The 22,838-nt window shown below is 42.1% G+C and carries 20 protein-coding genes and 1 riboswitch; of the genes, 6 read left to right on the forward strand and 14 right to left on the reverse strand.

Going from position 1 to position 22,838, the window contains the following annotated elements:
* Positions 1 to 33: 33 nt before the first annotated feature.
* Both ACTNA4_RS10175 and ACTNA4_RS10180 read left to right on the forward strand, forming a co-directional pair.
* Complete coding sequence (locus ACTNA4_RS10175; protein WP_427806896.1) at positions 34 to 330, forward strand: hypothetical protein; 297 nt, start codon at positions 34 to 36, stop codon at positions 328 to 330.
* A 65-nt stretch (positions 331 to 395) separates the two neighbouring features.
* Positions 396 to 1,748 (forward strand): putative ABC transporter permease, encoded by a 1,353-nt coding sequence (locus ACTNA4_RS10180; RefSeq protein ID WP_441029897.1) that lies wholly within the window; start codon positions 396 to 398, stop codon positions 1,746 to 1,748.
* Between the two features lie 45 nt (positions 1,749 to 1,793).
* Here ACTNA4_RS10180 and ACTNA4_RS10185 read toward each other — a convergent pair whose 3' ends face one another.
* The 9 genes from ACTNA4_RS10185 to ACTNA4_RS10225 all read right to left on the reverse strand — a co-directional run bounded on the left by ACTNA4_RS10185 (position 1,794) and on the right by ACTNA4_RS10225 (position 10,261).
* A complete protein-coding gene (locus ACTNA4_RS10185) occupies positions 1,794 to 2,630 on the reverse strand; it encodes a carbohydrate ABC transporter permease (RefSeq protein WP_441029898.1) in 837 nt (278 codons plus the stop codon).
* Positions 2,630 to 3,496: a carbohydrate ABC transporter permease gene (locus tag ACTNA4_RS10190; RefSeq protein WP_427819943.1), complete on the reverse strand. Its 867-nt coding sequence runs from the start codon at positions 3,494 to 3,496 to the stop codon at positions 2,630 to 2,632. The genes ACTNA4_RS10185 and ACTNA4_RS10190 overlap by 1 nt, the downstream gene beginning before the upstream one ends.
* 14 nt (positions 3,497 to 3,510) lie before the next feature.
* Entirely contained in the window at positions 3,511 to 4,788 is a 1,278-nt protein-coding gene (locus ACTNA4_RS10195; RefSeq protein WP_441029899.1) for a sugar ABC transporter substrate-binding protein, read from the reverse strand.
* A 195-nt stretch (positions 4,789 to 4,983) separates the two neighbouring features.
* Positions 4,984 to 6,564, reverse strand: a complete 1,581-nt coding sequence (locus tag ACTNA4_RS10200) for a glucose-6-phosphate isomerase (RefSeq protein WP_441029901.1) — start codon at positions 6,562 to 6,564, stop codon at positions 4,984 to 4,986.
* A 137-nt stretch (positions 6,565 to 6,701) separates the two neighbouring features.
* On the reverse strand, positions 6,702 to 6,938 hold the full coding sequence (locus tag ACTNA4_RS10205) for a DUF2871 family protein (protein ID WP_441025513.1): 237 nt from the start codon (positions 6,936 to 6,938) through the stop codon (positions 6,702 to 6,704).
* A gap of 33 nt (positions 6,939 to 6,971) precedes the next feature.
* Positions 6,972 to 7,511 carry a hypothetical protein gene (locus ACTNA4_RS10210; protein WP_427806909.1) on the reverse strand — a complete coding sequence of 180 codons (540 nt, stop codon included), beginning with the start codon at positions 7,509 to 7,511 and terminating at the stop codon, positions 6,972 to 6,974.
* A gap of 66 nt (positions 7,512 to 7,577) precedes the next feature.
* The gene (locus ACTNA4_RS10215; protein WP_427806910.1) at positions 7,578 to 7,976 is read right to left on the reverse strand and encodes a hypothetical protein; all 399 of its coding nucleotides are present in this window, start codon (positions 7,974 to 7,976) and stop codon (positions 7,578 to 7,580) included.
* A gap of 54 nt (positions 7,977 to 8,030) precedes the next feature.
* Complete coding sequence (locus ACTNA4_RS10220) at positions 8,031 to 8,588, reverse strand: CDP-alcohol phosphatidyltransferase family protein (protein ID WP_441029902.1); 558 nt, start codon at positions 8,586 to 8,588, stop codon at positions 8,031 to 8,033.
* Between the two features lie 374 nt (positions 8,589 to 8,962).
* Positions 8,963 to 10,261 (reverse strand): amidohydrolase family protein, encoded by a 1,299-nt coding sequence (locus ACTNA4_RS10225; RefSeq protein ID WP_427806913.1) that lies wholly within the window; start codon positions 10,259 to 10,261, stop codon positions 8,963 to 8,965.
* 45 nt (positions 10,262 to 10,306) lie between these two features.
* Positions 10,307 to 10,402: riboswitch (purine riboswitch) on the reverse strand.
* Positions 10,403 to 10,495: 93 nt separating this feature from the next.
* Here ACTNA4_RS10225 and ACTNA4_RS10230 point away from each other — a divergent pair.
* Positions 10,496 to 11,734, forward strand: coding sequence for a chloride channel protein (locus tag ACTNA4_RS10230; protein WP_441029904.1), 1,239 nt, complete (start codon positions 10,496 to 10,498; stop codon positions 11,732 to 11,734).
* Between the two features lie 63 nt (positions 11,735 to 11,797).
* Here the strand turns inward: ACTNA4_RS10230 and ACTNA4_RS10235 are convergent, their stop codons facing one another.
* Positions 11,798 to 13,408 carry a PucR family transcriptional regulator gene (locus tag ACTNA4_RS10235; protein WP_441029906.1) on the reverse strand — a complete coding sequence of 537 codons (1,611 nt, stop codon included), beginning with the start codon at positions 13,406 to 13,408 and terminating at the stop codon, positions 11,798 to 11,800.
* 267 nt (positions 13,409 to 13,675) lie between these two features.
* On the opposite strand from ACTNA4_RS10235, the gene ACTNA4_RS10240 reads away from it, so the two are divergent.
* From ACTNA4_RS10240 to ACTNA4_RS10250, 3 genes are read left to right on the forward strand one after another with little or no spacing between them, the layout of a single operon-like run.
* Positions 13,676 to 14,386 carry a DUF5058 family protein gene (locus ACTNA4_RS10240; protein ID WP_427819933.1) on the forward strand — a complete coding sequence of 237 codons (711 nt, stop codon included), beginning with the start codon at positions 13,676 to 13,678 and terminating at the stop codon, positions 14,384 to 14,386.
* Between the two features lie 24 nt (positions 14,387 to 14,410).
* The gene (locus ACTNA4_RS10245; protein ID WP_427806921.1) at positions 14,411 to 15,094 is read left to right on the forward strand and encodes a hypothetical protein; all 684 of its coding nucleotides are present in this window, start codon (positions 14,411 to 14,413) and stop codon (positions 15,092 to 15,094) included.
* 28 nt (positions 15,095 to 15,122) lie between these two features.
* The gene (locus tag ACTNA4_RS10250) at positions 15,123 to 16,298 is read left to right on the forward strand and encodes a M20 metallopeptidase family protein (protein ID WP_427806936.1); all 1,176 of its coding nucleotides are present in this window, start codon (positions 15,123 to 15,125) and stop codon (positions 16,296 to 16,298) included.
* 31 nt (positions 16,299 to 16,329) lie between these two features.
* Here ACTNA4_RS10250 and ACTNA4_RS10255 read toward each other — a convergent pair whose 3' ends face one another.
* The 4 genes from ACTNA4_RS10255 to ACTNA4_RS10270 are packed head-to-tail and all read right to left on the reverse strand — an operon-like array spanning position 16,330 to position 22,831.
* Positions 16,330 to 16,641 carry a hypothetical protein gene (locus ACTNA4_RS10255; RefSeq protein ID WP_441029908.1) on the reverse strand — a complete coding sequence of 104 codons (312 nt, stop codon included), beginning with the start codon at positions 16,639 to 16,641 and terminating at the stop codon, positions 16,330 to 16,332.
* A 28-nt stretch (positions 16,642 to 16,669) separates the two neighbouring features.
* Positions 16,670 to 17,281, reverse strand: coding sequence for a hypothetical protein (locus ACTNA4_RS10260; RefSeq protein ID WP_427806924.1), 612 nt, complete (start codon positions 17,279 to 17,281; stop codon positions 16,670 to 16,672).
* A gap of 11 nt (positions 17,282 to 17,292) precedes the next feature.
* Entirely contained in the window at positions 17,293 to 17,769 is a 477-nt protein-coding gene (locus ACTNA4_RS10265) for a hypothetical protein (RefSeq protein ID WP_441029910.1), read from the reverse strand.
* A 1-nt stretch (position 17,770) separates the two neighbouring features.
* Positions 17,771 to 22,831, reverse strand: coding sequence for an LPXTG cell wall anchor domain-containing protein (locus ACTNA4_RS10270; RefSeq protein WP_441029912.1), 5,061 nt, complete (start codon positions 22,829 to 22,831; stop codon positions 17,771 to 17,773).
* Between the last annotated feature and the right edge of the window lie 7 nt (positions 22,832 to 22,838).

The raw sequence follows: 22,838 nt of genomic DNA on the forward strand, positions 1-22,838 counted from the left end.
ATCGTCGATCCACTGCAGGGCATCCTGAACTTTATGTCCAAGCAGCACATCATTCGCTACAACGGAAAGAACGGATATCTCTCACAGGTCATCGAAAGCGAGGACTTTATACCGGTGCGGGCGGCGGATGCAGGTTTCTTTGAGTCTTTCGTAAAAGCCGGTGATGAAATCAAAAAAGGGCAAGTTCTTGCACGGATCCATGATCCATATCTTGGCACGGTGCGCAGCACACTTTGCGCTCCGGTGCATGGGACAGTCGCTTTTGTCCACGATGAGGCAATGACTTATGAACATACCGCTGTTCTTAAACTGATTCGGGAGGAACGTTAATCACCGCTTCTTGCACTTCCTTCTCTCTTCTGCTATAGTGATAGGAAGAAATGGAGGCACAAAAGATGAGTTATTCAATGTATGAACTGCTATGGTTTTTTATTCTGTATTCCCTGGCAGGATGGGCGCTTGGCACAGCCGCGGCTGCTGTAAGAGAGAAGAAGTTTGTCGATATCGGTTTTCTGTTCGGTCCCTACTGTCCGTCCTACGGTATCAGCGCCCTACTATTTGCGGTCTTTCTGTCGGAGCTGAAAAGCAATCTGTTCTTTCTGTTTCTGGGAGGAACCGTCCTTTCTTTCTTCGTAACGATTGGAACCGGTTTTGTCTTAGAACGTATTTTCCATAGAAAATGGTGGGACTATTCCAGAAAGCGTTTCCAGTTCGGAGGCTACGTCACACTTCCTTACACAGTTCTCTGGGGACTGATCGCTGTATTCTGCGTTTCATTTGCCAATCCGCTTCTTACAGATCTGATGCATCTGATCCCAAGAAGCATCGGCGAACTGATCTTGATCATAGCCGGAATCATTCTCGGCATTGACCTGATCGGAACCATCAGCGGCATTCTGACCGTGCGCTCCCGTGTAAATAAAGCGTCTATTGTATACAGGATTTCTGAAGACCTCCAGAATGCAGCGGACACACTGGGAGAAGATCTGACCGGCTGGACACTGAAGCATCTGAAAAAAGCCTATCCGAATCTGGACGAAAAAGCTCTGCTGCAGGCGAAACTTGAGAAAGAACGTGAACTGGAAGCAGCCAAAGAGAAAGCCGGCGTATTTGCCGTTGGATGCTCGTTCTATAAACTGGTATGCCTGTTCTTTCTCGGGGCTTTCCTGGGGGATATCACCGAAACCATCTTCTGTCTGATCACTGCCGGGAAACTAATGAGCCGAAGCAGTGTGGTTTATGGCCCGTTCAGCATTGTCTGGGGACTCGGATGCGTGCTGCTTACAGCCATTTTATATCAGTACCGGACCCGCAGCGACAGCTATATTTTCGTATTCGGCACTATACTCGGCGGGGCCTACGAATACATCTGCAGTGTCTTCACTGAGATTGTTTTCGGCACGGTATTCTGGGACTACAGCCATATCCCGTTCAATCTGGGTGGCCGAATCAACCTGCTGTACTGCTTTTTCTGGGGTATCGCCGCCGTTGTGTGGCTGAAAATCCTCTACCCGCTGTTCTCAGGCTGGATTGAAAAGATTCCGAAGAAAATCGGCGTAACTTTGACTTGGGTGATGATTGTCTTTATGATTTTTGATATGATCATGTCCGGGCTTGCGATGGCGCGCTATTCCATCCGGCAGACCGAAGGTGTGAAAGCATCGACAGGGCTCGAATATTTTCTGGATGAACATTTCCCAGATGAGCGAATGGAACGGATTTATCCAAATGCAATTATTGTTGAATAGAATTAAGGCTGCCAAACGGCAGCCTTTTGCATGTATCATATTCGCTTATCCCTTCACAGACCCTCCCATCATTCCGGAAATCAGATATTTCCTGAACAGCATAGCTGTGAGCGCCGGCGGAATCAATGCGGTCATTCCGGCCGCGGCAATCAATCCATATTGAATAGAGTCTTTCGTCATAAATTCCGACACAACAATCGCCATCGGCTTTGTCCCCATGGATGAAGCCAGAATAAGCGGTATCTGAAACTGACTCCATGTATTCAAAAACATAATCAATGTCACGGAAAGAATAATCGGGCGGGAAAGAGGTAAGATGATCCGGGAAAATGCCGCTCCTCTTCCACATCCATCTATCATAGCTGCCTCTTCCAGCTCTTTTGGAATCGTCGCAAAATAGTTGGATATCAGCCATGAAGCCATCGGCAGATAGGAACTGACATACACCATGCTGAGCCAGAAAATATGATCCAGCATTTTTCCTGCTGTAAACATACGATAAAGGGGAATGATCGTTGCCATTACCGGAATCACCATCGTGATCAGGAAAAGATTCTTGATCACCTTTCTCCCCTTGAACTCCATCCTGCTTAAAGCATAGGCACTCATCATTGCAATCGGGATTCCAATAACGAGTGTAATACCTACTGCCCTCATCGAATTATACATTCCTTTAAAAAACGCATTTCCTCTTCGACTTCCTGAAAACAATTCTACATAATTAGCAAATGTAATACTCTCCGGCAGCATTTTAGAAGTCGGAGCAAAAATCGCATAATCCGGTGTAACAGATATCATGAATGTCCAGACGAATGGGCCGACTGTAAATATCAGAAACAGAATCGTTTCCAGAAAGTACCCTGCTCTTTTTACATATTTCACTAGTATTCCACCTCCTTATTCAGGCTGCGCAAGTAGAATACTCCAAGAATCAACGCAAAAAACATGACGATATAGGTCATGGCACTTCCTTTTCCAAAATTCAGGAACGTAAATGTCGTAAGATAGCTCTCCATCAATATATTTTTTCCCAGATCGCTATATCCTGAAAGTGCAACAATTTCATCAAATACATTGATCGCTGTTACGGATGTCGATGTGATACCCACCGCAATAAACGGTCTCATGAGAGGCATAGTAATATATCTGAAAATCATTCCCGGTGTTCCGCCGTCCATCTTAGCCGCCTCATAAAAGTCCACCGGAATCGACTGTCTTCCCGCCAGACAAACCAAGGCCATAAAAGGAATGCTCCTCCAGACCACCACAATGGAAATCACCAGCAGAAGCGTCCATCTCGATCCAAGAAATTCGATTGGTTTACTAGTGGTCCCAAGGCCTATCAAAAGTTTATTCAAGAATCCATATCCGGAGAAAAATACAAACTTCCACAATACTCCATTTACATACGGCGGCAACGCCCATGGCAATATAGACAATGATAGCAAAATGCCTGACCATTTCACATCTACATTCAAAAATGATGCCACAAGATATCCGATCAAAGTAGTAAAGACCACAACAAAGACCAGAATAAATATCGTATTCTGCATACTGTACCAGAATGAGTCCGACTGAATTATATCAAGATAATTCTTGATTCCCACAAAATGGATATCTCCCGGGGCCGTCAGTTTCCATTTCTTTAAACTATATGAAAATGTCGCAATAATCGGATAAAATACTAATACACCCATGATGAGAATCATGGGTGTTAGTAAAAGATAAGGTAATATCTTTTTTTTCATTATTTATTTCCTAACTATTCGTTAATTAACTTTTCCAGCGCTGTTTCCATTTCATTGAAAGCTTCTTCTGATGTAAGTTCGCCGAGTGCCATTTTGTTGATTGCATTATACATTGCACTGCTCATTTCTGCATAGTAAGAAGGTACACCGTTCGGGAACGGAGAAGCGATCAACTGTGCCTGTTCCAGCATTGCTCCCGCATTCTGAATCGTTCCGTCATTGATCAGTTCTTCCAAAACCGAATTACGTGTTGGAATTGCACTATTTGTTTCATTTAACTGCTTCTGCATATCAGCAGAGGTATACCATTCCACAAATTTCTTTGCAGCTTCTTTGTGTTCTGAAGTTTTTGTTACACCAATAGCCTCCGGCAATGCCATTGTCTGCGTTGCTTTTGCATCTTTTCCCGGGACAAGAATCGGCGCGATCTCACCGACAACGCTGCACTCTTCTTCATTATTTGTTCTGGATACAAAAGAAGTCGGTCCGGTCAGAAAGCTTGCGCTTCCGGAGCAAATACGTTTGTAAGCATCCATTCCTGAAGATGTCTTGTCTTCCGGTGCAACCAGTTCTTCCTTTACAAGCGTTTCCATATACTTAAGAGCTTCCATTACGGATTCTTCGTTGAAGGTTCCGTCTTCGTTCCATACAACGCCGTTCATGGTATAGGCAAGCCACATCAGGCATGTTGATGTCTTTTCTTCCGCATTTAAAGCGATTGCAAACGGATACTCTGCCGTTCCGGTAGATTTCAAAGTTCTGCAGGCTTCCAATACGTCATCCCATGTCTGCGGCTCCTCAGTGATACCGGCCTCTTCAAACTGTTTCGTGTTGTAGTATGAAAGACGATAGTCATTTGCATATGGTATCGCCAGGACTTGTCCGTCTTTTGTAAATGTCTCAAGAGTAGGCATGTCTGCTTTGTCCGCATCTGATACTTCCAATGGTTCCAGCCAGTCTGCCGCATAGAACTCTCCTACCCAGGACCAATCAACCTCTACTACATCCGCTGCGCATTGTCCTGCTGATGATGCAGTCGCCAGTTTTTCGCGGATATCATCCCATCCCACTTCAGAAATCTCAACTTCAATTCCGGTTTCCTCTGTGAAAGCCGCAAGCTGATCGTCCGTCGGGATTGCCCAATCCGGTGCCATAAAGGTAATCGTTTCTTTGGCTGTTCCTTCCTCTTCTTTTTGTTCACTGTCACCACTTCCGCTCTTTCCGCCACATCCGGTAAGCATGACACCAATCATCGAAGTGATCAACAGTATGCTCATTAGTCTTTTTTTCATAATTTCATCCTCCCATAGACTATCTCTTTTATATATACTATCAATATATTTACCGTATATCAAATAGATAAAATCTATATACCAATTATTTATAGATTTTATCTATTCATAATTCCCATCAGAATGAGCAAAATACCAAAAGGGAGCCTTCATTAAGAAAGCCCCCTTCTATGTATAAGTCTTTGTAAAATATGCTTAAATATTCAGCAGATCACTATATTCCTTCAATGCACCATCTGTATCATGTGCCAGAACTCTCTTCGCCAGCACTTTACCAAGCTGTACGCCTTCCTGGTCGAAGCTGTTCACATTCCATACGAATCCCTGGAACATGATCTTATTTTCAAAGTGTGCCAGAAGTGCGCCCAACGCCTTCGGGTCAAGCTGATCACCGATGATAATGCTTGACGGACGGCCGCCTTCAAAGTTCTTATTACGGTTCTCATCTGCTTTTCCACATGCAAATGCAACGATCTGAGCCACTACGTTAGCGCAGAGCTTCTGCTGGCTTGTGCTGTCCTGGATCACAACATCTGTACCGATCTGGCTGTTCTTAAATCCCACGAACTGAAGCGGTACAATATCAGTTCCCTGATGAAGGAGCTGATAGAAAGAATGCTGTCCGTTCGTTCCCGGTTCTCCGAAGATCACCGGACCGGTCGGATAGTTTACAGGTTCTCCAAAACGGTTTACGGATTTACCGTTGGATTCCATATCAAGCTGCTGCAGATGTGCCGGGAAACGGCTCAGTGCCTGAGAGTATGGAAGGACAGTTGTTGCCGGATATCCAAGAACATTACGCTCATAAACACCAATAAGTGCATCCAGCATTTCCGGATTCTTCAATACATCTTCATTCATAGAAAGCTTGTCTTCTTCTGCCGCGCCTTCCAGGAACTCTGCAAATACTTCCGGTCCAAATGCCAAAGATAATACAGCGCCACCAACTGCGGATGTAGAAGAAAAACGTCCGCCGATATAGTCATCCATAAAGAATGCTGCGAGGTAATCATCACTCTTTGCAAGCGGAGATGTTTCACTGGTAACAGCAATCATATGCTTTGAAGCATCCAGTCCTGCATTTTTCAGAGCATCCTTCACAAAGGATTCATTTGTCAGAGTTTCAAGAGTTGTACCTGACTTAGAAACCAGTACGAAAATAGAATGTGCAACATCAATAGAATTCAGAACTGCTGCCGCGTCGTCCGGGTCTACGTTGCTGATGAATTTCGCTTCCATCTTGAACTTGCCGTTCTTCTTTGCCCAGTTCTCAAGTGCCAGGTACATCGCACGCGGACCAAGGTCACTTCCGCCGATACCAATCTGTACAACCGTTGTAAATTTTTCTCCTGCTGCGTTCGTAATCTCTCCCGCATGTACTTTATTTGCAAAATCAGCAATCTTATCCTGCTGCTCTACATAAAATGCACGTTTGTCAACGCCGTCTGCCACTACCGGATCACCCAACTGTCCGCGTGTCAACTGATGAAGCACAAGACGTTTTTCCCCTGTATTGATCACTTCACCATTATAAAGAGCTTTGAATTTCTCCGTAAGCTGTGCCTCCTTGGCCAGTTTAGCAAGAGCGTTTAATACATCATCATCTACCTGCTTCGCCGCATAATTATAAGTAAGCCCTGCAGCCATCGGTATACTATAATTTCTTACACGTTCTGCACCATTTTCACCACTCATCACTTCCGCCAGATTCACACGATCCACATTTTCCAATTCCTGATAGGAAGCAAGGGTATCTAAGTTCTTCCAGGTAACCATAATAGTTTCCTCCTTAATAAAGATATTGACTTATAAATTCTCATGAACTCTTATAATTATACTATTAATAGGCTCTGAATTCAAGACTGCGGGCCGCAAGTTTCTTAACAGGTACAAGATGCATATATTATTCCCCCTTATACTGTCTTCTTTAACGAAATCAATAATAAAACAATTCCCACTCCGGTCAAAATATGCCCAATTCCAGCAATCCCTGAAATGGAGGCGCTAAGCGCAGATGAAAGTGACAAACCGAGTACCTGTGTCACACCGCGCACCAACATCATTACCGCTGTGAGCGGAACTCCGATATTATAAATCCACATAAATACCCGGAAACTTTTCACTTTCTGCAGCTCCTGCCATAGCAGCAATCGCGTATCCCAGTGAAAAATTCAAATATTTTTTCAATAATTCTCGCTTCCTTTCATCGCTTTGTAACCAATCAGAACAACCCAGACATAGGCGCATGTCTTCGGAATCATCAGCATCCCTACAGGCGGCACTGTATCCGCAAACAGCACAACCGGAATATAACAAGCGAAACTAAAGATCACAGCAAGATACAAAAACCGGAACGCTTCATCCTTCGTCTTCTCTGCACTTTGACAGAACAAAATCACAATTAATATACCAAGAATGGTAAACGGAATATTCCGGTAAATTCCCCAGGACAGTGGTGCCTCGGCACTGGTCCATTCATTTTGCGGCATGAGACACAACACAATTCTGCCGAGCGCTGTCGTATAATTTTCCAGCCCCGTCGTGCAAAGTGCAATCGCTCTCGGTACGAGGTGAAACGCATCGCCACACCCCAGAATGACCGCCATCATTCCAAAAAGGGTATACTGCCTGCGCCCTTTACTGCCGCGTATCATCATGATACCAATCGTGACCACCGATACCAGATACACAATGTCAAATAGTGTTTCAAAAATAGCCTGCATAAATCTCCTCCTGAACATCGTTCATTTTTGTTCCATAAAGAATCCCGCCATCTGGCGGGAATTATGTTACCGGTAAAGAACTCTGCTTATGATCTCAACAAGTGTGTCACAGTTTCCGTTTCCTTGTATAAGAAAAAGCAATATATTGTCGAGCACAAATCCAACAAACGTCTCCTCAATAAATGACTCCGAAAATGCGCCTTTGGCAACTGCCTGATCTGCGTGCAGTACATTCAAAAGTCCCGCATTCATATGCGTGAAATAACGCTGCATAGTGCGTTTTGCTTTCCCTTTTTCCGAATTCGCAAGGCTGATTGAATGGGTGGCAAAAAAATCCGGGTATTCCCCGACTCCCTTCTGTACGCATTCAAACAAATACCTAACATATCCGGAAAACGAAAAATCGCTTCCTTCGATGTGATGCTCGTATTCATTCCACTTACCTCCAACATGAACAATGTTCATAATGCCACTATTTTGCTTCCATGTCTATAAACGCGGGCTCGATTCACAACAAATTTACTTACAAAGTAACTGCGAATGAAATTTCAAGTACATCATGATTGCAAATACTTCCAGCCCGATCATCAGAACAATCATCGCATTGCCTACCGCATCCGGAATATTCGGTATAAACAGGAGAACCAGAATGCAAACGTCCACCACTGCAGTACACACTTTTCCGTACCACTGTGCACCATTTAACGTTTTTTTCACCTTCAGCAAATAAATCCCCATGACCGCCATATAGATTTCTTTGACCAAAAACACAATAAAAAACACTTTCATCCATGGATGTCTGAGCGCAACCGCAAGGGCAAGTGTTCCCTGAACCAATTTGTCCGCCACTGGATCCAAAATTTTTCCAAAATTTGTAATCATGTTAAATCTTCTCGCGATAAAGCCATCCAGAGCATCTGACAAAAAGATCAGTCCCAGAATCACAAACGTTATAGTAAATTCTTCCCTTGTTTTAGCCCGGTAATAGCATATCAAAAACACCGGCAGCATCAGTATACGAAAATATCCGAGCATATTTGGTATTGAAAATAGTTCTTTTTTCCTTTCTTTCATCATCGTATCCTCCTAGTGACTAGTACACCGAAAAATAAGTTTCTGATACATTGACGCAGGATGATTGTTTCATATGCAAGGCGGAAGAATGAGGCGTAGCGGTGGCTACGTCGATTGACGACAACGCTGCAGATGAAAAATCAGACAAGTCAAGGTGTCAGTTACTTATTATTCGGTGTACTAGGGGGACGGGTTCCCTGGTCACTCTAATTTTGTATCTATAATGTTGTTAAAAACATTATAGATGTTTTGTGTGTTTAGAAATATGTTCATGTTATGAGCTAATGAGTTTCACTTATATTATAGCATTTAGGCGAAAAAAGTAAATATGAAGGAAAGTCCAGGTCAGGGTTGTTTCACGAAGTATTTTGAAACTACTAAGACCTCCACATTTTTTGGCAAGAAACACTTTTCCCTCTTATATATTTTTCCTTAATTTCTCTGTCATCCGCTAAATAAATCAGCCGTTCCAGCCTTTTTCCCACATCTAGTTTCTGCGGATGCTCCAGGCGGCTGTCATCCAGGACAACCGCATCAAATTCATATCCCGGTTCAAAACTTCCTACTCTTCCAAAGAATGCTCCGCCTCCTTTTGTGGCCATATAGAATACTTCATCAATTGTGAGTGGTTTTAAGGAAGAATCCAGCATTCTCCATCTGAGCTTGGAGACCTGAATTGCCTGTGTCATGGCATAAAAAATATTTTCTGATGAACCGGCAGCCACGTCACTCCCCAGCCCAACATGAATTCCTTCCTCCAGGAAACGACGCACAGGTGCTGCTCCCGATGCCAGATTTGCGTTAGATTCCGGACAATGAGCGACAAAAACGCCCCGCTCTTTTATCATTTTTATTTCTTTCTCATTACTATAAACACAATGCGCCATTATTGTAGGACATTCTCCACCAAACAAATCAAATCTGGCATATGCATCTGCATATACTTCTGCCCAGGGACATAATTCTTTCACCCATTCTCCTTCACTTGGATTTTCCGAAAGATGAGACTGTACTGGAAGCCTATAAAGCTTTTGTATCTTATTCAATTCATTCATAAGCTCATCTGTACAGCTTGGAGTAAAGCGTGGCGTAAGAATCGGAAGTGTATTTTGATATTTCCGGTTCTCCACTTGCATCAGCCATTTTACAGTTTCTTCCGCCGATACCCTGTAAGACTCCTCACTCAGATAATCCGGTGCATTCCTATCCATATTTACTTTACCCACCATAGTTACTAATCCACTTTCTTCCAACCGATCCATCAAAAGCATCGTTGCATCACGATGAACCGTCGCAAACACACACGCCCTTGTCGTTGCACTCTTTTTAAGATTATCGGTAAAAATTCTGTAAGCTTTATCTGCATATTCTAAGTCCTTAAATTTGGCTTCTTCCGGGAACGTATTTGTTTCCAGCCAATCCAAAAGTTCCAGGTCCATTCCAAGGCCACGGAATGAATACTGGGGTGCATGGATATGCAGATCCGTCAGCCCTGGAATAATGATGTGATCTCCATAGTCAATAACCGGCAGATTCTCATATGCATCCGGGATTTCTTTGAATACACCTTCGCTTCTACCTTCCACACAAATTACATATTGATTTTCTGCCACTTCAATATTATCACTCTTCCGGCTGTAGCAAATATTCCCTTTAAGAATAAAATCGGTTCCCATTTTATTTCTCCTCTCTCTGAACGTAGAAATTCCCACTGCTTTGATATAAAAGCAGCGGGAACTTATAGTCAACTATTATGGTAGTTTGTAGAAACGTTCAACCAATCTTGAACATATATAAGTTTTTTTGTTTTTATTTTACCATTTTTTCTTTATCATTTCAATAGGGGACAAACCGCCCAATTTATTATATAATATACACACAACACTAATTATATTAACGGCGGTATACATATGGAAAAAACAAAGATTACAAACAAATTAAAACTGATTCTGTTTTGCGCCATCCTTGGTTCAGTCTCAGGTGCAGTTCTATGGCTCTTTCTGAGATTAGTTCACTTCGGAACGGAGTTTTTATGGAGCAAACTTCCGTCTGCTGTGGGAAGCCCTATCTGGTATCCTATTGTAGCCTGTACTGTGGGCGGTGCCATCATCGGCATATTTCGGAAATGCTTCGGTGACTATCCGCAATCGATGGTAACTGTCATCGGTACAGTAAAGAAAACCGGCACCTATCCTTATCGCAAAATTATAATCCTTCTGATTGCCGCAGCTCTTCCGCTTATTTTCGGAAGCAGTGTTGGTCCGGAAGCCGGAATGGTAGGTGTAATGGTAGCTCTGGGATGCTGGGTAAATGAAAATGTTAAATTTGCGAAAGACAATACGGATTTTTACTCCAAAGTCAGCGTGGCGGTTTCACTGTCTGCCCTCTTTTATTCCCCACTTTTCGGCTTCTTCTCCGCTGTAGAAAATGAGGATGTCTCCCAGACGGAAGAGAAAGAAAATATAGACTCTAATTCAAAGCTTCTGGTTTATGGGGTTTCCATTGCCTCTTCGCTTGGGATTCTGACCTTACTCAACCAGCTTTTCGGCAAAGTTTCCGAAGGTTTTCCTAGTTTTGAAAATGCCCAGCCCGACAAATGGGACATAGCAATGCTGCTCGTATATCTGATTTGCGGAATATTGCTTGGCCTTTTCTTCGAGAAATCAGAAATGTGGTTCGAAAAACTTGCCGAAAAAACTCCTCCGATCTTAAGTGAGCTTCTGGCCGGACTGGTTCTTGGCTGCGTAGTTGCTTATCTTCCGGTTATTCAATTTTCCGGGGAAAGTCAGATGGCAGTGCTTATGAACGATTACGCCAAATATGCACCTTTAGCAATGATTGGAATTGCTTTTTTGAAAATATTGATAACAAATATGTGCATCCAGATGGGCCTCAAAGGAGGGCATTTCTTTCCGGTGATTTTCTCGGCTGTCTGCCTGGGATACGGGATCTCCCTTTTTGTATTTCCACTAAGTGCTGCCCACGCAACCTTTGCAGCTGCAATAACCACGGCAGCCACTCTAAGCGTATCCATGAGAAAGCCTCTGGCAGTTACATGCCTTCTGTTTCTTTGCTTTCCCGTCAAGATGGGATTATGGATATTCCTTGCCGCTGTTCTGGCAGGCCAGGTGGCAAAAAATAAATTATAGCTTCTAACGGGGTGCTCGCTTGATTGGCACCCCGCATCAACACACATACAGCTGCAATCTCTGCTAAAGAGTATTTCTTCTCATCTGATAAAGCTTCATAGCCAGTTCAACCTCTGTATGTAAAGTAACATCTTTCAAATCCATATCCAGTATTTCGCAAATTTTCTGAAATCTATACTTTGCAGAATTGTAATGAATAAACAATTTCTGTGATGCTTCTTTGATATTCCATCCACATTCTATAATCATGTCGAGAGTTTTCAGCAAATCCGCATGGTTTTTTGTATCATACAATTCCAGGGGCTCCATATATTTCTTGCAGAACACAACCGTTTCACTCTGATCGGAAATCGAAAAAAGCAACCTGTAAATCCCCATTTCATCATAAAACATGATGCAATCAAATTTTTCCATTTGATAGCCTAATTCCACTACCCGCTTCGCTTGCTCATAGCTTTTGTGAATATTAATGATTCTGTCAACATATTCCCCGACCGCCATTGTAATCGTGAACGGCACCACATTTGAAAGATACTTCTGTATCTGATGAAATGCTTCTTTCAATTTTCCTTTACCAGCCGGAGTATAATCATCAGAAATTAAAAATGCAACCGTATCACTCTGCTTATAATATTTTGAATTAGGAAAAAACTGCTGCATATATTGAATGGACGCACGAAATATACAGTCTGTATAATTCTGTAATTTTGAATTCTCCTCCGGATCCAATTTCGTCAAATAATTCTTTTTGATATTATTGATGTCTACAAGAACCGCAAAACCTCCTTCTTTAAAATCCCATCCATACAGCTGAGCTCTTGTCCGAATTTCTTCTATCGTTTTAACATTATTGAAAAAAAGATCCTCCACAAACGAAGTTTTGTATTTTTCTTCAATCATTGTATTGCTGATTCTCATCTGCATCCTCAGAATGATAACAATGCTTGCATATTCGATAGCAGTTTTATAGATATTTATTTCCCAATCATTTTTCCCTGCCATTTTATTTCTTTCTGTGAGATCTACAAGATACCCATATTGTCTTTTTTTATCTTCCACAACAAAATATTCATATTCATCTGTATAATCCGAAATATTCTCACAATAATCTTTATACTTTTCATTTTCATCGGAAAAATAGTTTTTTTCAAACACCTTATCTATAAATAGCACAGGAGATTTAATCAAATCACTCAATGTATATAGAATCTCAGGTATACTGCTTCCTTTAATTGCCAATTCTATAAAACTTTTATGAATATGGCTGGATTCCTCCAATTCTGACGCCTGCACAGATATAATATTAGAAAGTACCGGGTTGATAATATCACAAAAGGCAAATTCTCCCGGACACGATATAAGCGGAAAATGTTCCTTATTAGCCAGTCCTATTGCTTCCTCCGGAATTTCTTTCAGATAACGATCTAATTTCACAACTAATGCACTGATTCCCTTATGAATTACTTCCTTTGTAAATTCAATAAATGTTTCCTCTTTATCACTTACCGCATATGCTGTAGTGATCACAACTTCATTTCCCCGAAGCCAGTTCAATCCGTCCGGAGTATCTATAACAGTAACTGATGATATTTTTCTGTCTAATCCTGATTCTCCTGCAATCACTTTCAAATTATTCTTCAATGAGGGAACCTGCAGCAACTCATATACTGTCATCCTATTCTCCTTTCTTCTGAAGTCTAAGGTTTTCTGGTATCTAACATTGATAGTATAATATTTTATTACAAAAACGTCTTTGTATCTTATGTATAAATAAGCATATATTATTTTGTATGTCAAACACAATTTTTGTTATTTCAATTCTGTTTTTTATTTCTTTTTTTGTACTTCAAACACATGTTTTTTTCATTTACAGAATGCTATACTTCTTAACATAACAAGTGTTAACACGAAAACAATCAAATGATTATAAGGAGTGAGATTATGGATTATGTAAAAATTTCAAATTCAGGCGTTCTTTGGCTGTTGTGTGGTGTTACGGTAATCATTTCTTTTGTTCAGGCACTTTTATATATGCGCATGGCAAAAAAAACTGCAGTAAAAGCAAATATTTCTAACGAAATTCCCAAAACCGCTTTTCGTGTCGGATTAATATCCGCTATCGGACCGGCTCTTGGTGTTTTCATTGTTATGGTCGGTTTAATGTCTTCGATCGGAGGTCCACTGGCATGGCTTAGGCTCTCCATCATCGGCGCAGCTCCCACTGAACTAACAGCAGCAACGCTCGGTGCGGAAGCTTGCGGTGTGGAGCTTGGCGGCGCAGGATTTACGTTAACTGTAATGGCTGTCAGTTGGTTTACAATGACATTAAATGGTGCCGGATGGCTCGTATCTACAGGCGTGATCACACCTGCTCTCGAAAAAGTCCGAAACAAAATAAGCGGCGGTGACGGAAAATGGCTGATTATTCTAAGTGGTGCCTGTTCTCTTGGTATCTTCGGTTATTTAAATGTAAATGAAATTTCCAAAGGATTTGGAAATACAGCTGCCGTATTAGGCGGAATTTTCAGTATGATGTTCCTTTCAAAATTTGTAGTACCAAAATTTCCAAAACTGCGTGAATATACTTTAGGTATTACCATGATAATCGGAATGGCCTGTGCAATTATTTTTGATTTGGCTGTCGGTTTATAGTGAGTTTACAGGAGGTAATAGAATATGGACAATAATCAACTTTTAAAAGAATGGAAACGAAATAGTATTCGAATCGGAAGCCCTACCAATCTTCTAGCAGCCATCACTTCATTCATCCCGGTTATCTGGCTCTGCACGAAATATAATTGCTGGCCAGATCCAAAACTGATTTTTTCTGCATGGGGAATGGTTGCCCTGTCTTTCGGTGCTTTCTATATAGTGGAGCCGGTTTCCTATTATGCTTCACTGGGTCTGACTGGTACATATCTAAGTTTCCTTTCAGGAAACATAGGAAACATGCGTGTTCCCAGCGCAACAATGGCTCTGGAAACAACAGGAAGTAAACCCGGAACTCTTCAGGCTGAAGTTGCATCTACCATGGCAATCTGCGGTTCCATCGTAACAAACCTGATTGCCACAACCAGTGCTGTATTAGTTGGTTCAGCTGTTGTATCTGTCCTTCCTGAATTTATTACAGCAGCCCTTACCAAATATGCTGCTGCCGCCATTTTCGGAGGAACATTCGGAACATATGCAGCCAAATACCCTAAAATAGCTGTATTTGGCATTGGACTTCCATTACTTTTAAAATTCACAATTGCTCCACCGACATGGATGCTTATCATCGTATCTGTATTCGGCAGCCTCGGATTTGGTAGATTTTTATATGTAAAAGAAAACAAAAGCACTGCATCAAAGAATGCATAAAAGAATAATAGGAGATGTTAAAATGAGCATGTGGGAAGAATGTAAAGAACTTCAAAATGACCTTGTAAAAATGAGAAGAGACCTTCATCAGATTCCGGAACTTGGCAAGATTCTTCCAAGGACCCAGGAATACATACTAAATGAATTAGAAAAGCTTGGAATTCCTTATAAATGTTCAAAAACAGATAGCAGCATTATTGCTGATATCGTAGGGGGAACTCCCGGCAAAACGATTGCGCTTCGAGCTGATATGGATGCGCTCCCGATCAAGGAGCTGAATGCTGTAGATTACGTTTCTAAAAATGAAGGGTGTATGCATGCCTGCGGACATGATACACATATGACTATGCTTCTTGGCGCTGCAAAAGTATTAAGTCAACATAAAAATGAATTAAAGGGTACTGTGCGTCTTCTGTTTCAGACCGCTGAAGAATTGTCCAAAGGGGCACAGATCATGATAGCTGACGGCGCTATGGCAGGTGTCGATGCTGTATTCGGGCAGCATATCGGAACAATTCTCAACAAAGACATCCCTGCCGGCAAATTCATCCTCACCCCAGGCTGTTGTATGGCTTCATTTGATCGATTCGTTATCAAAGTAGAGGGACATGGGTGTCATGGCTCTACTCCCGAAAAAGGTATTGATCCTATTAATATCGCTTCACATATTGTCATTTCTCTTCAAGAAGTAATTGCAAGAGAAATTTCCGCCACCAAACCGGCTGTTCTCACAATAGGTTCAATCCATGGTGGTAATGCATACAATGCGATTCCGGACACAGTTATGATTGAGGGTACCATACGTGCTCTTGAGGAACCTATAAGACGTAAATTAGCTCAGAGAATTGAAGAAATTGCAAATGGTGTCGCCTCTACCTTTGGCGGAACCATTGAATTTGAAATGGATTGGGGTGCGCCTCCGGTCATCAACAACGATGCTATGGCCCACCTCGCGATCGATGCGATTACGAAAGTAGCCGGCTCTGAAAATGTGATTACACAAGTACCTGCTCCAAACATGGGCGGTGAAGATTTTGCTTACTTTTTAAATGAAGTTCCGGGGGCATTTTTCTTTTTAAGTTCTTCTAATAAAGAAAAACATACGGATGTCGCACACCATAATCCGTTATTTAATATAGACGAAGATGTTTTATATCTTGGATCTGCTGCATTTGTTTCAATAGTAGAAGAGTTTTTGAAATAAACAAAGGGGGCCGTGCCCCCTTTTGTTCACTCTATTCTTTTTTTTCTAAACTTCTCCTGACCTCACACAGGAGTCCGGTTCCTGACAGTAGCAATATCATGATCCAGAATACTGCCTGACTCTGATCTCCTGTTTCCACCTTTGTTTCACTGCCATCCGGTGGCTGATCCTCATCTTTTGCATCATTCCCCGGAACATCTTCCGAAGCTGCTATCACATAGGCTTTGACTTTTGTGCTCCCGGCATAGTCCGCATCTTTCGCCTCCTCAGCCAGAGCTGTCTTGGAAAAACCCAGGAAGCAGATACAGCTAAGAAGAGCCAGGACCATAACTCTTCGTATCAAATTTCTCTTTGTAGAGATATGTTCTTTTCTACTGTGCATTCACGTTTACAATTCTTGTATAGAAGTTCAAAGTTCCGGAATATGCGCCACCCCAAACATCCAGATCTTTGCCATATAACTGGTTGCAGTTTAATCTCAACTGATTCGTGTGCTCCTGAACTGCACCGGTGAATGTTATAAACAGAAATCCATTCTGATACCACGTTCCATCCTGAACGTTCGAATTTTGGTCATACATCTCATATGTGAGGGAACAATCTGAATTTTCTCCCAGCAGTTTAAATGGATCATTCATTGATTCTGCAGTTTCATCTTTCACCAGAACAGCAATGCCCTGACCAGCTGCTAAGCCTTCAGCTTTTATACATTTGACTGTAATATCTACAGAAGAATAGGCATCTGCATCTGTTGTAGGCTGTTGCAGCGTTCCAAAGTCAACACTTTGCGGAATGGTAATAAGATAGTCAGGTTTATTATCATTATCCGTAACATTGGCGTGTACTTCCGTATCTCCCCTTTGCCTGGTCTCTTCTGACGGATCAAGCTCAATATCTGCTGCCAGAACGCCCATTGTGCAAGATACCAGCATTGCTGCTGTACATAACCCTGCCATCATTTTTTTCATTACTGCTTTTTTCATCTGAATTCCTCCTACTTCACATACAATTGAAACTCTGTGCTTCCGCCATTTAACGGACTGTTGTCCTCGATGGCGTAGCATTTATATTCTATAACCGCCTGATACTCTCCTGTTTCAAGTTCCTGTTCGATGGAAATTTCCTCCAGACCTTCTCCTGGTTTTAACTCCTGAGACTCAAAGAGTTTCGTTCCGTCTGCAAGCTTCAGTACGATTATAAAATTACATGTATTATCTGCCGGATTGCCGATACTTACGGTCTGCTCTTTCGTATTCGCTTTCATGACCATACTTGTATATCCCGGTATCATAATCTGTTTTCCCTCAGCGGGTTTTTCCGGTTCGATATCCACATCCCATGCAACGACCTGGGCAGATGTATGTTTTGCTTCTTCTTTCTTATGATTCATCATAAACCAGAAGATTCCTGCGGCTGCTATGGCAGCCGCAATAAAGATAATGATTATGATTGTTTTAGTTTTTCTTTTCATTTTATTTACTTGCTTTCTTTCTTCTCCAGTAAAGGATACCTGCCGATGCAGAACCTGCCAGGATAAAAATTCCTAACCAAAGGAGCAGATTACTGGTATCTCCTGTTTTTACCACCTGAGACAAGATGCTCTTTTTCGCCAATACGGCAAAAGGAGCAAGTTCTTCTACTTCTTTGGAAGCAATCATCTGCTGATTGATTGCCAGTTCTTCTACTTTATCGTTTCGGTAAACAAGGACTTTATAATCTTTTCCGCGGTATTTTGACAGATCCAGTTTCAGCTTCAGTGTTTCTTCATAGGCAGCCGGCTGTCCGTCTTCGTATACCAACGCCGGTTCTCCACAATAGAGGATCTGTCTGTCTGAATTCTCCACATACTTCTGGAAAGCCTTGTAAATTTCATTTTTCTTATCCAGTTCCGTCAGCTGAAGCTTGGTATCTTTGTGCATAAGGCCTTTTACCGTAAGTCCTTTCGATGCATTGATTAATTCTGTTTCCACTACCAGAGAAGATAAAATCTTCGGATAAGCAGAATTCTTTGAATCTGACCTTGTCCATCTGCAAAGTCCCTCTTTTCCTTCCGTCAGAGTATTCAGTTCATCCTTGAAAGCATCCGATCTCATCTCTTCTTTTGCCTTTGCTGTTCCCTGTTCTTCCCCTCCGAATAATGTATTCAGGTAGAACGTATCTGAGATTGCTCCTTCACCACTTCGGGCAACCGCCGTTTCATTTTGCCCACAGACAGCCCCAACGGTCTTAGCTTCTATTGATGCAGAAGCACAGTATGCTATATGAATGATTCCGTTTCCTGTCAGTGTTCCGGTAATTCCGCCTGCGATTCCGTTTTCACCCGTTTTCAGTTTTCCCATACTCAGACAGTTTTCTATGGTTCCACTATTGATTACAGCAATTCCACCGGCAATTCCGTCCGAAGAAGCTGCCGTAGCCTCTGCATAGTTTGCGGTATTTCGTATCACTCCTTTATTTTCAACAACAACACCGCCCGCCATGGACTTACCTTTTACAAAGGTTGTTGTTTCGGATAACGGAAGGGTTTCTCCTGATAATTTGTCTACAAAACTTCCGGAAAGATTTGATCCGCTGATACATTCATCGATCAATCCATAATTAGTAAGGGCAATTCCTGCTGCCTTCTCTCCTTCAACAGTCTGGAAAAAGATACCAAGGTTCTTGACGGTTCCCATGGAACCAATGGTGTCAAAAAGTGCTGCGTCCCCATCAGTCGGCTTCATATCAAACCGATAGACGTAATATCCTTGTCCATCAAATGTACCATTGTATGGCAATTCCGCTGATCCGATCAATTCTGTTAATGTTTCACCATTTCCGAAAATGGTATTCATCAATTTGAAATCAGCTCTGTTATTCTTCTTGACAATTTCCGGAATCTTCTTGAAATCTTCAAACGTGTAGATCTCATATGTTTCTTTCTCAGGCTCGGTATCATAGTTTGAATAGGTTCCGTCGCTCAAACGGTATACAGTACCATGCGTATTGTCAAGTACCGGGTAATCATCCGGTGTTTTTCCATTATCAATATTCTGATACCATACCTGTGTTCCATCAGTCACTTCCCGGTTCAGAAGATATGCTTCCTCACCGCTCTTAAACTCGCCTGCCGTCTTCGCCAGTGCAAGTGTATTGTCATTTACAATATCCGCATCTCCCAAAAACGGCTTGCTTCCTATTGTGTCAAGATAATAGCAGTTTTCAATTCCATCTTTCTTCGCATGAGTGGTTCCGGAGATTGTACCATAATAATCCATTCTCTGTGTAGAAACCTGTCCATAGTTATAACAATCCGACAGAATGATGTCTTTTCCGCTCATATTAATCAGACCGGCAATACCGCCTGAACATCCGGATCCGCCCACGTTTTCGGCCGTATAATAGTCAATTTCCCCATAGTTCGCACAGTTTTTAATGATTGTGCAGCCCGGATAGGAATCATCCTGATATACAACACCAACGATTCCACCTGCACCATAAAAGTCCATATTCAGAACAATACGTCCGGAATATGTACACTCCTGTATCGATGTCTGTGCATTGATCTGTCCTGCAATTCCACCTGCGCCATACAGCATTCCGGATATGATATTAACATGAGAATTTACTCTCTTGATCACACCGCCGGAAGTTGTTCCCACAACACCGCCTACAGCACTGCTTGTACTGCCCGTTGTAGTTAGATTTCCTTTCAAGGTAAAATTCTTCAGCGTCGCTTTTTCTGATTCCTCACTCACTTCCGGTGCCGTGACAAGGCTCTGGAAAAATCCGGTATCCGAATCCGCCTTAGTCATTCTATAATCAGAAATGGTATGTCCCTGTCCGTCAAAGTATCCTCTGAATTCTACGATTGCTTTCCATTCGTATTTCTCATCTGCCGGATTTTTAAGCGAAATATCGGATACAAGAACACCATGTGCATCCGGTCTGGCTTCCTCAATAATTGCATGTTCCGCATCTCCATTTACCAGAGAAGCAAACCAGAACATCTGGCCACCATTTCCTATCTCATAATTGCCCGTTGATTTGTTATAAACTGCCGGCTGATACTCACCACAGGTCATACAGAATCCGTTGTCATAAGGATGATCCACACATATTGCTTCATAGTATAATGTGATATCATGTCCCGGCATTACAAAGCTTCCCTTTCTGTCACCTTCATAATTTGTTTTTAACTGGATTTCCTTATAGGTGTCACCCTCATAATAGCCAACACTCTTCACGTTGTCCCTCACATAAAAAACAACGGTCTCTCCTTCTTTAAAAACATTGCTGTAAGAATCTAGCGTGATTGCATCATCAAATATCTGATTTGTGCCCTCCGTATACACTTTAAAGCCTTCGCATGTATTCAGCACAAACGTTGCGTTGGAGTAAGGAGCCGGATATGTATACGTAATATATCCGTCTGCATCCGGAATCAGATTGTTGATCTGCTCTTTTTTCAGGATGGTTTCCTCAGAGGTTATTTTCGTCGGATTATCGTAATCATTATGTCTTTGCAGTGTAAGGGATTCAAATGTCGTACGTTCTCCTATTTTAAATTTTAATGTTACTTCCTGCCCGGCAGAAACCGTAACCGCTTCACTTGTAGTAGTTCCATCTTCTGACAGCAATGCGATTTCTGCAATTCCCGATCCGGCTACAGCCGTATTGATTTTTGTTTTGTAGTATCCATCACCGTCACTTTCTCTGTCCTGCTTCAGGATGACCGAATATGCCGTTGTATTGTATAATCCATTTTCCCTGTCCGGCTGAATATCACTTGCATTCAATTGCGTAATCTCAAGATCCGTTCCGGGGTGCTGACTCTTCGTATCCACCAGATAAAAGATCGGATAGTCTGTGCCGAATGCGCCGCCAAGACTCATATCATACTGCGGGAAAACAAAATATGTTTTCGCATCGTCTGCCTGTAACAGATATTCCTGCAAATAGTTTGCCGGTATGCTGCCCAAAGCGCTGAATACTGGTGTCGCAAATAAACTGTGACAATCCGAATTCGTCACTACACAACTGAAGTTCTGCAGACCGTCACTGTAACTTCCTCTTGTTAAATTAAAGAAATCGCAGCTCGGCACATGGACATCCTTTGACGCAGCATAATCTTCTTTATGATCCATATTAATCAATCGCAGATTCTCCGGAACAGGGTCACCTGAAGTCCATGATGAATTGCCGTTTTGTGAAAGATCAAAAACATAGTAAATATCCATTCCTGACGGATTTGCTTCTGTTTTTTGAACGGGAACCGCTATCCTGTTAAATTTCATGTATGAACCAGTTACATTTGAAGATGATGAAACATCATCAAGCACTCCGGAGGCATTACCATTTTCCAGATTATAAGCATCGATTATAGTCTGCTCAGCTTTATAGTCATCAGAAGTAAATTCACTTATGTAATCTTCGTTCTCCAGATTAACCGTTGCGAAATCTCCGGATTTAACAAACTCCTCCAGCTTAAGACGAATCGATCCGGCTGCGGATTCACTGACTACAACATCCCTGTCCAACATGGAATTCATAGCTTTGGCAACATCATCATTCAGAGTATTTAGATCCTTAGCCCAATTCGCGTAATTGTTCCAGATCTCATCATCATCATCGTATTTCTCTTCAAAATAATCTCCACGCTGTGACAGGAACTCTTCATACATCAATTCCAGCTTAATGATTTCCATAAATTGTTTGTCAATGCTTGTAATAATGTAATTATACTGATCATCCGAAAATCCGTAAGCCTTGTATGCAAATTGTGCCGTGGCATCCGCGTAATTCTTCTCATTTCCAAGAGCATCGGTCATCTTCCTAATAACTGATTTGAATACTCCGTCAATCGTACGATCCCCGAATATGATTTCGCGAATCTCCTCTTCTTCTTCGTCTCCAAAGGCATATGCTTTCGCTTGATAAACCTCACTGAAAGCTTGATACAGGTCTTCTTTACTCTTATTCACCTCTTCAATCGCTATCGTACCATCATTATAGGCCTTTGCTTTTTCCATATACGCCATATAAGCTTCTAATGCACTATCGACATTATATAAAGATTCATATATTTCAACATCCTGGCGCCACTGCTGATTGAGTGCATTCTTTGCCGCTGTATAATCAGAATTCGCAAGCGTCTGTTCTATTTCCGCATTATAATCCGTAAGATGCTGGTCTATGACCTTTACCTCATTCAGGATCTCGTTGCAAAGTGCCTGAATCTCAGCCAGTGTCTGTCCGGTACTGCTTCCTCCGAAAACCCACGTATTCAGCATCGAAGCTACCTTCTTAAAATCTTCATCTCCGGTTGCGTTGGCCACTTTAACAAGCACCGTACCGCAAAGAGAAAGTCCGGTAGAGTAAAGTTTATTAATACCAAAAGTGGTTCCCGTCTTCGCAAATACATTTTCCTTGACCGCCGGCGCACTCGCGGTATCTTCCGCTTCTTCGGCAATTGCTGAGAGAGGCATCGCTGAAAATGCAAGGCTCAGGCTCAGCAAAGCCGCCGTCATTTTTTTCAGAAATCTTTTTTTCATAACCGCT

Origin of the sequence: Bariatricus sp. HCP28S3_A7, from assembly GCF_052066375.1 — a bacterium.
GTDB lineage: Bacteria > Bacillota > Clostridia > Lachnospirales > Lachnospiraceae > Allocoprococcus.

Excerpts from the sequence above, each read along its gene's own strand:
- ACTNA4_RS10175 (WP_427806896.1), top strand. The coding sequence starts at position 34 with ATGTCCAAGCAGCACATCATTCGCTACAACGGAAAGAACGGATATCTC.
- ACTNA4_RS10180 (WP_441029897.1), top strand. The coding sequence starts at position 396 with ATGAGTTATTCAATGTATGAACTGCTATGGTTTTTTATTCTGTATTCC.
- ACTNA4_RS10190 (WP_427819943.1), bottom strand. The coding sequence starts at position 3,496 with ATGAAAAAAAAGATATTACCTTATCTTTTACTAACACCCATGATTCTC.
- ACTNA4_RS10195 (WP_441029899.1), bottom strand. The coding sequence starts at position 4,788 with ATGAAAAAAAGACTAATGAGCATACTGTTGATCACTTCGATGATTGGT.
- ACTNA4_RS10200 (WP_441029901.1), bottom strand. The coding sequence starts at position 6,564 with ATGGTTACCTGGAAGAACTTAGATACCCTTGCTTCCTATCAGGAATTG.
- ACTNA4_RS10210 (WP_427806909.1), bottom strand. The coding sequence starts at position 7,511 with ATGCAGGCTATTTTTGAAACACTATTTGACATTGTGTATCTGGTATCG.
- ACTNA4_RS10215 (WP_427806910.1), bottom strand. The coding sequence starts at position 7,976 with ATGAACATTGTTCATGTTGGAGGTAAGTGGAATGAATACGAGCATCAC.
- ACTNA4_RS10220 (WP_441029902.1), bottom strand. The coding sequence starts at position 8,588 with ATGATGAAAGAAAGGAAAAAAGAACTATTTTCAATACCAAATATGCTC.
- ACTNA4_RS10225 (WP_427806913.1), bottom strand. The coding sequence starts at position 10,261 with ATGGGAACCGATTTTATTCTTAAAGGGAATATTTGCTACAGCCGGAAG.
- ACTNA4_RS10230 (WP_441029904.1), top strand. The coding sequence starts at position 10,496 with ATGGAAAAAACAAAGATTACAAACAAATTAAAACTGATTCTGTTTTGC.
- ACTNA4_RS10235 (WP_441029906.1), bottom strand. The coding sequence starts at position 13,408 with ATGACAGTATATGAGTTGCTGCAGGTTCCCTCATTGAAGAATAATTTG.
- ACTNA4_RS10240 (WP_427819933.1), top strand. The coding sequence starts at position 13,676 with ATGGATTATGTAAAAATTTCAAATTCAGGCGTTCTTTGGCTGTTGTGT.
- ACTNA4_RS10245 (WP_427806921.1), top strand. The coding sequence starts at position 14,411 with ATGGACAATAATCAACTTTTAAAAGAATGGAAACGAAATAGTATTCGA.
- ACTNA4_RS10250 (WP_427806936.1), top strand. The coding sequence starts at position 15,123 with ATGTGGGAAGAATGTAAAGAACTTCAAAATGACCTTGTAAAAATGAGA.
- ACTNA4_RS10260 (WP_427806924.1), bottom strand. The coding sequence starts at position 17,281 with ATGAAAAAAGCAGTAATGAAAAAAATGATGGCAGGGTTATGTACAGCA.
- ACTNA4_RS10265 (WP_441029910.1), bottom strand. The coding sequence starts at position 17,769 with ATGAAAAGAAAAACTAAAACAATCATAATCATTATCTTTATTGCGGCT.
- ACTNA4_RS10270 (WP_441029912.1), bottom strand. The coding sequence starts at position 22,831 with ATGAAAAAAAGATTTCTGAAAAAAATGACGGCGGCTTTGCTGAGCCTG.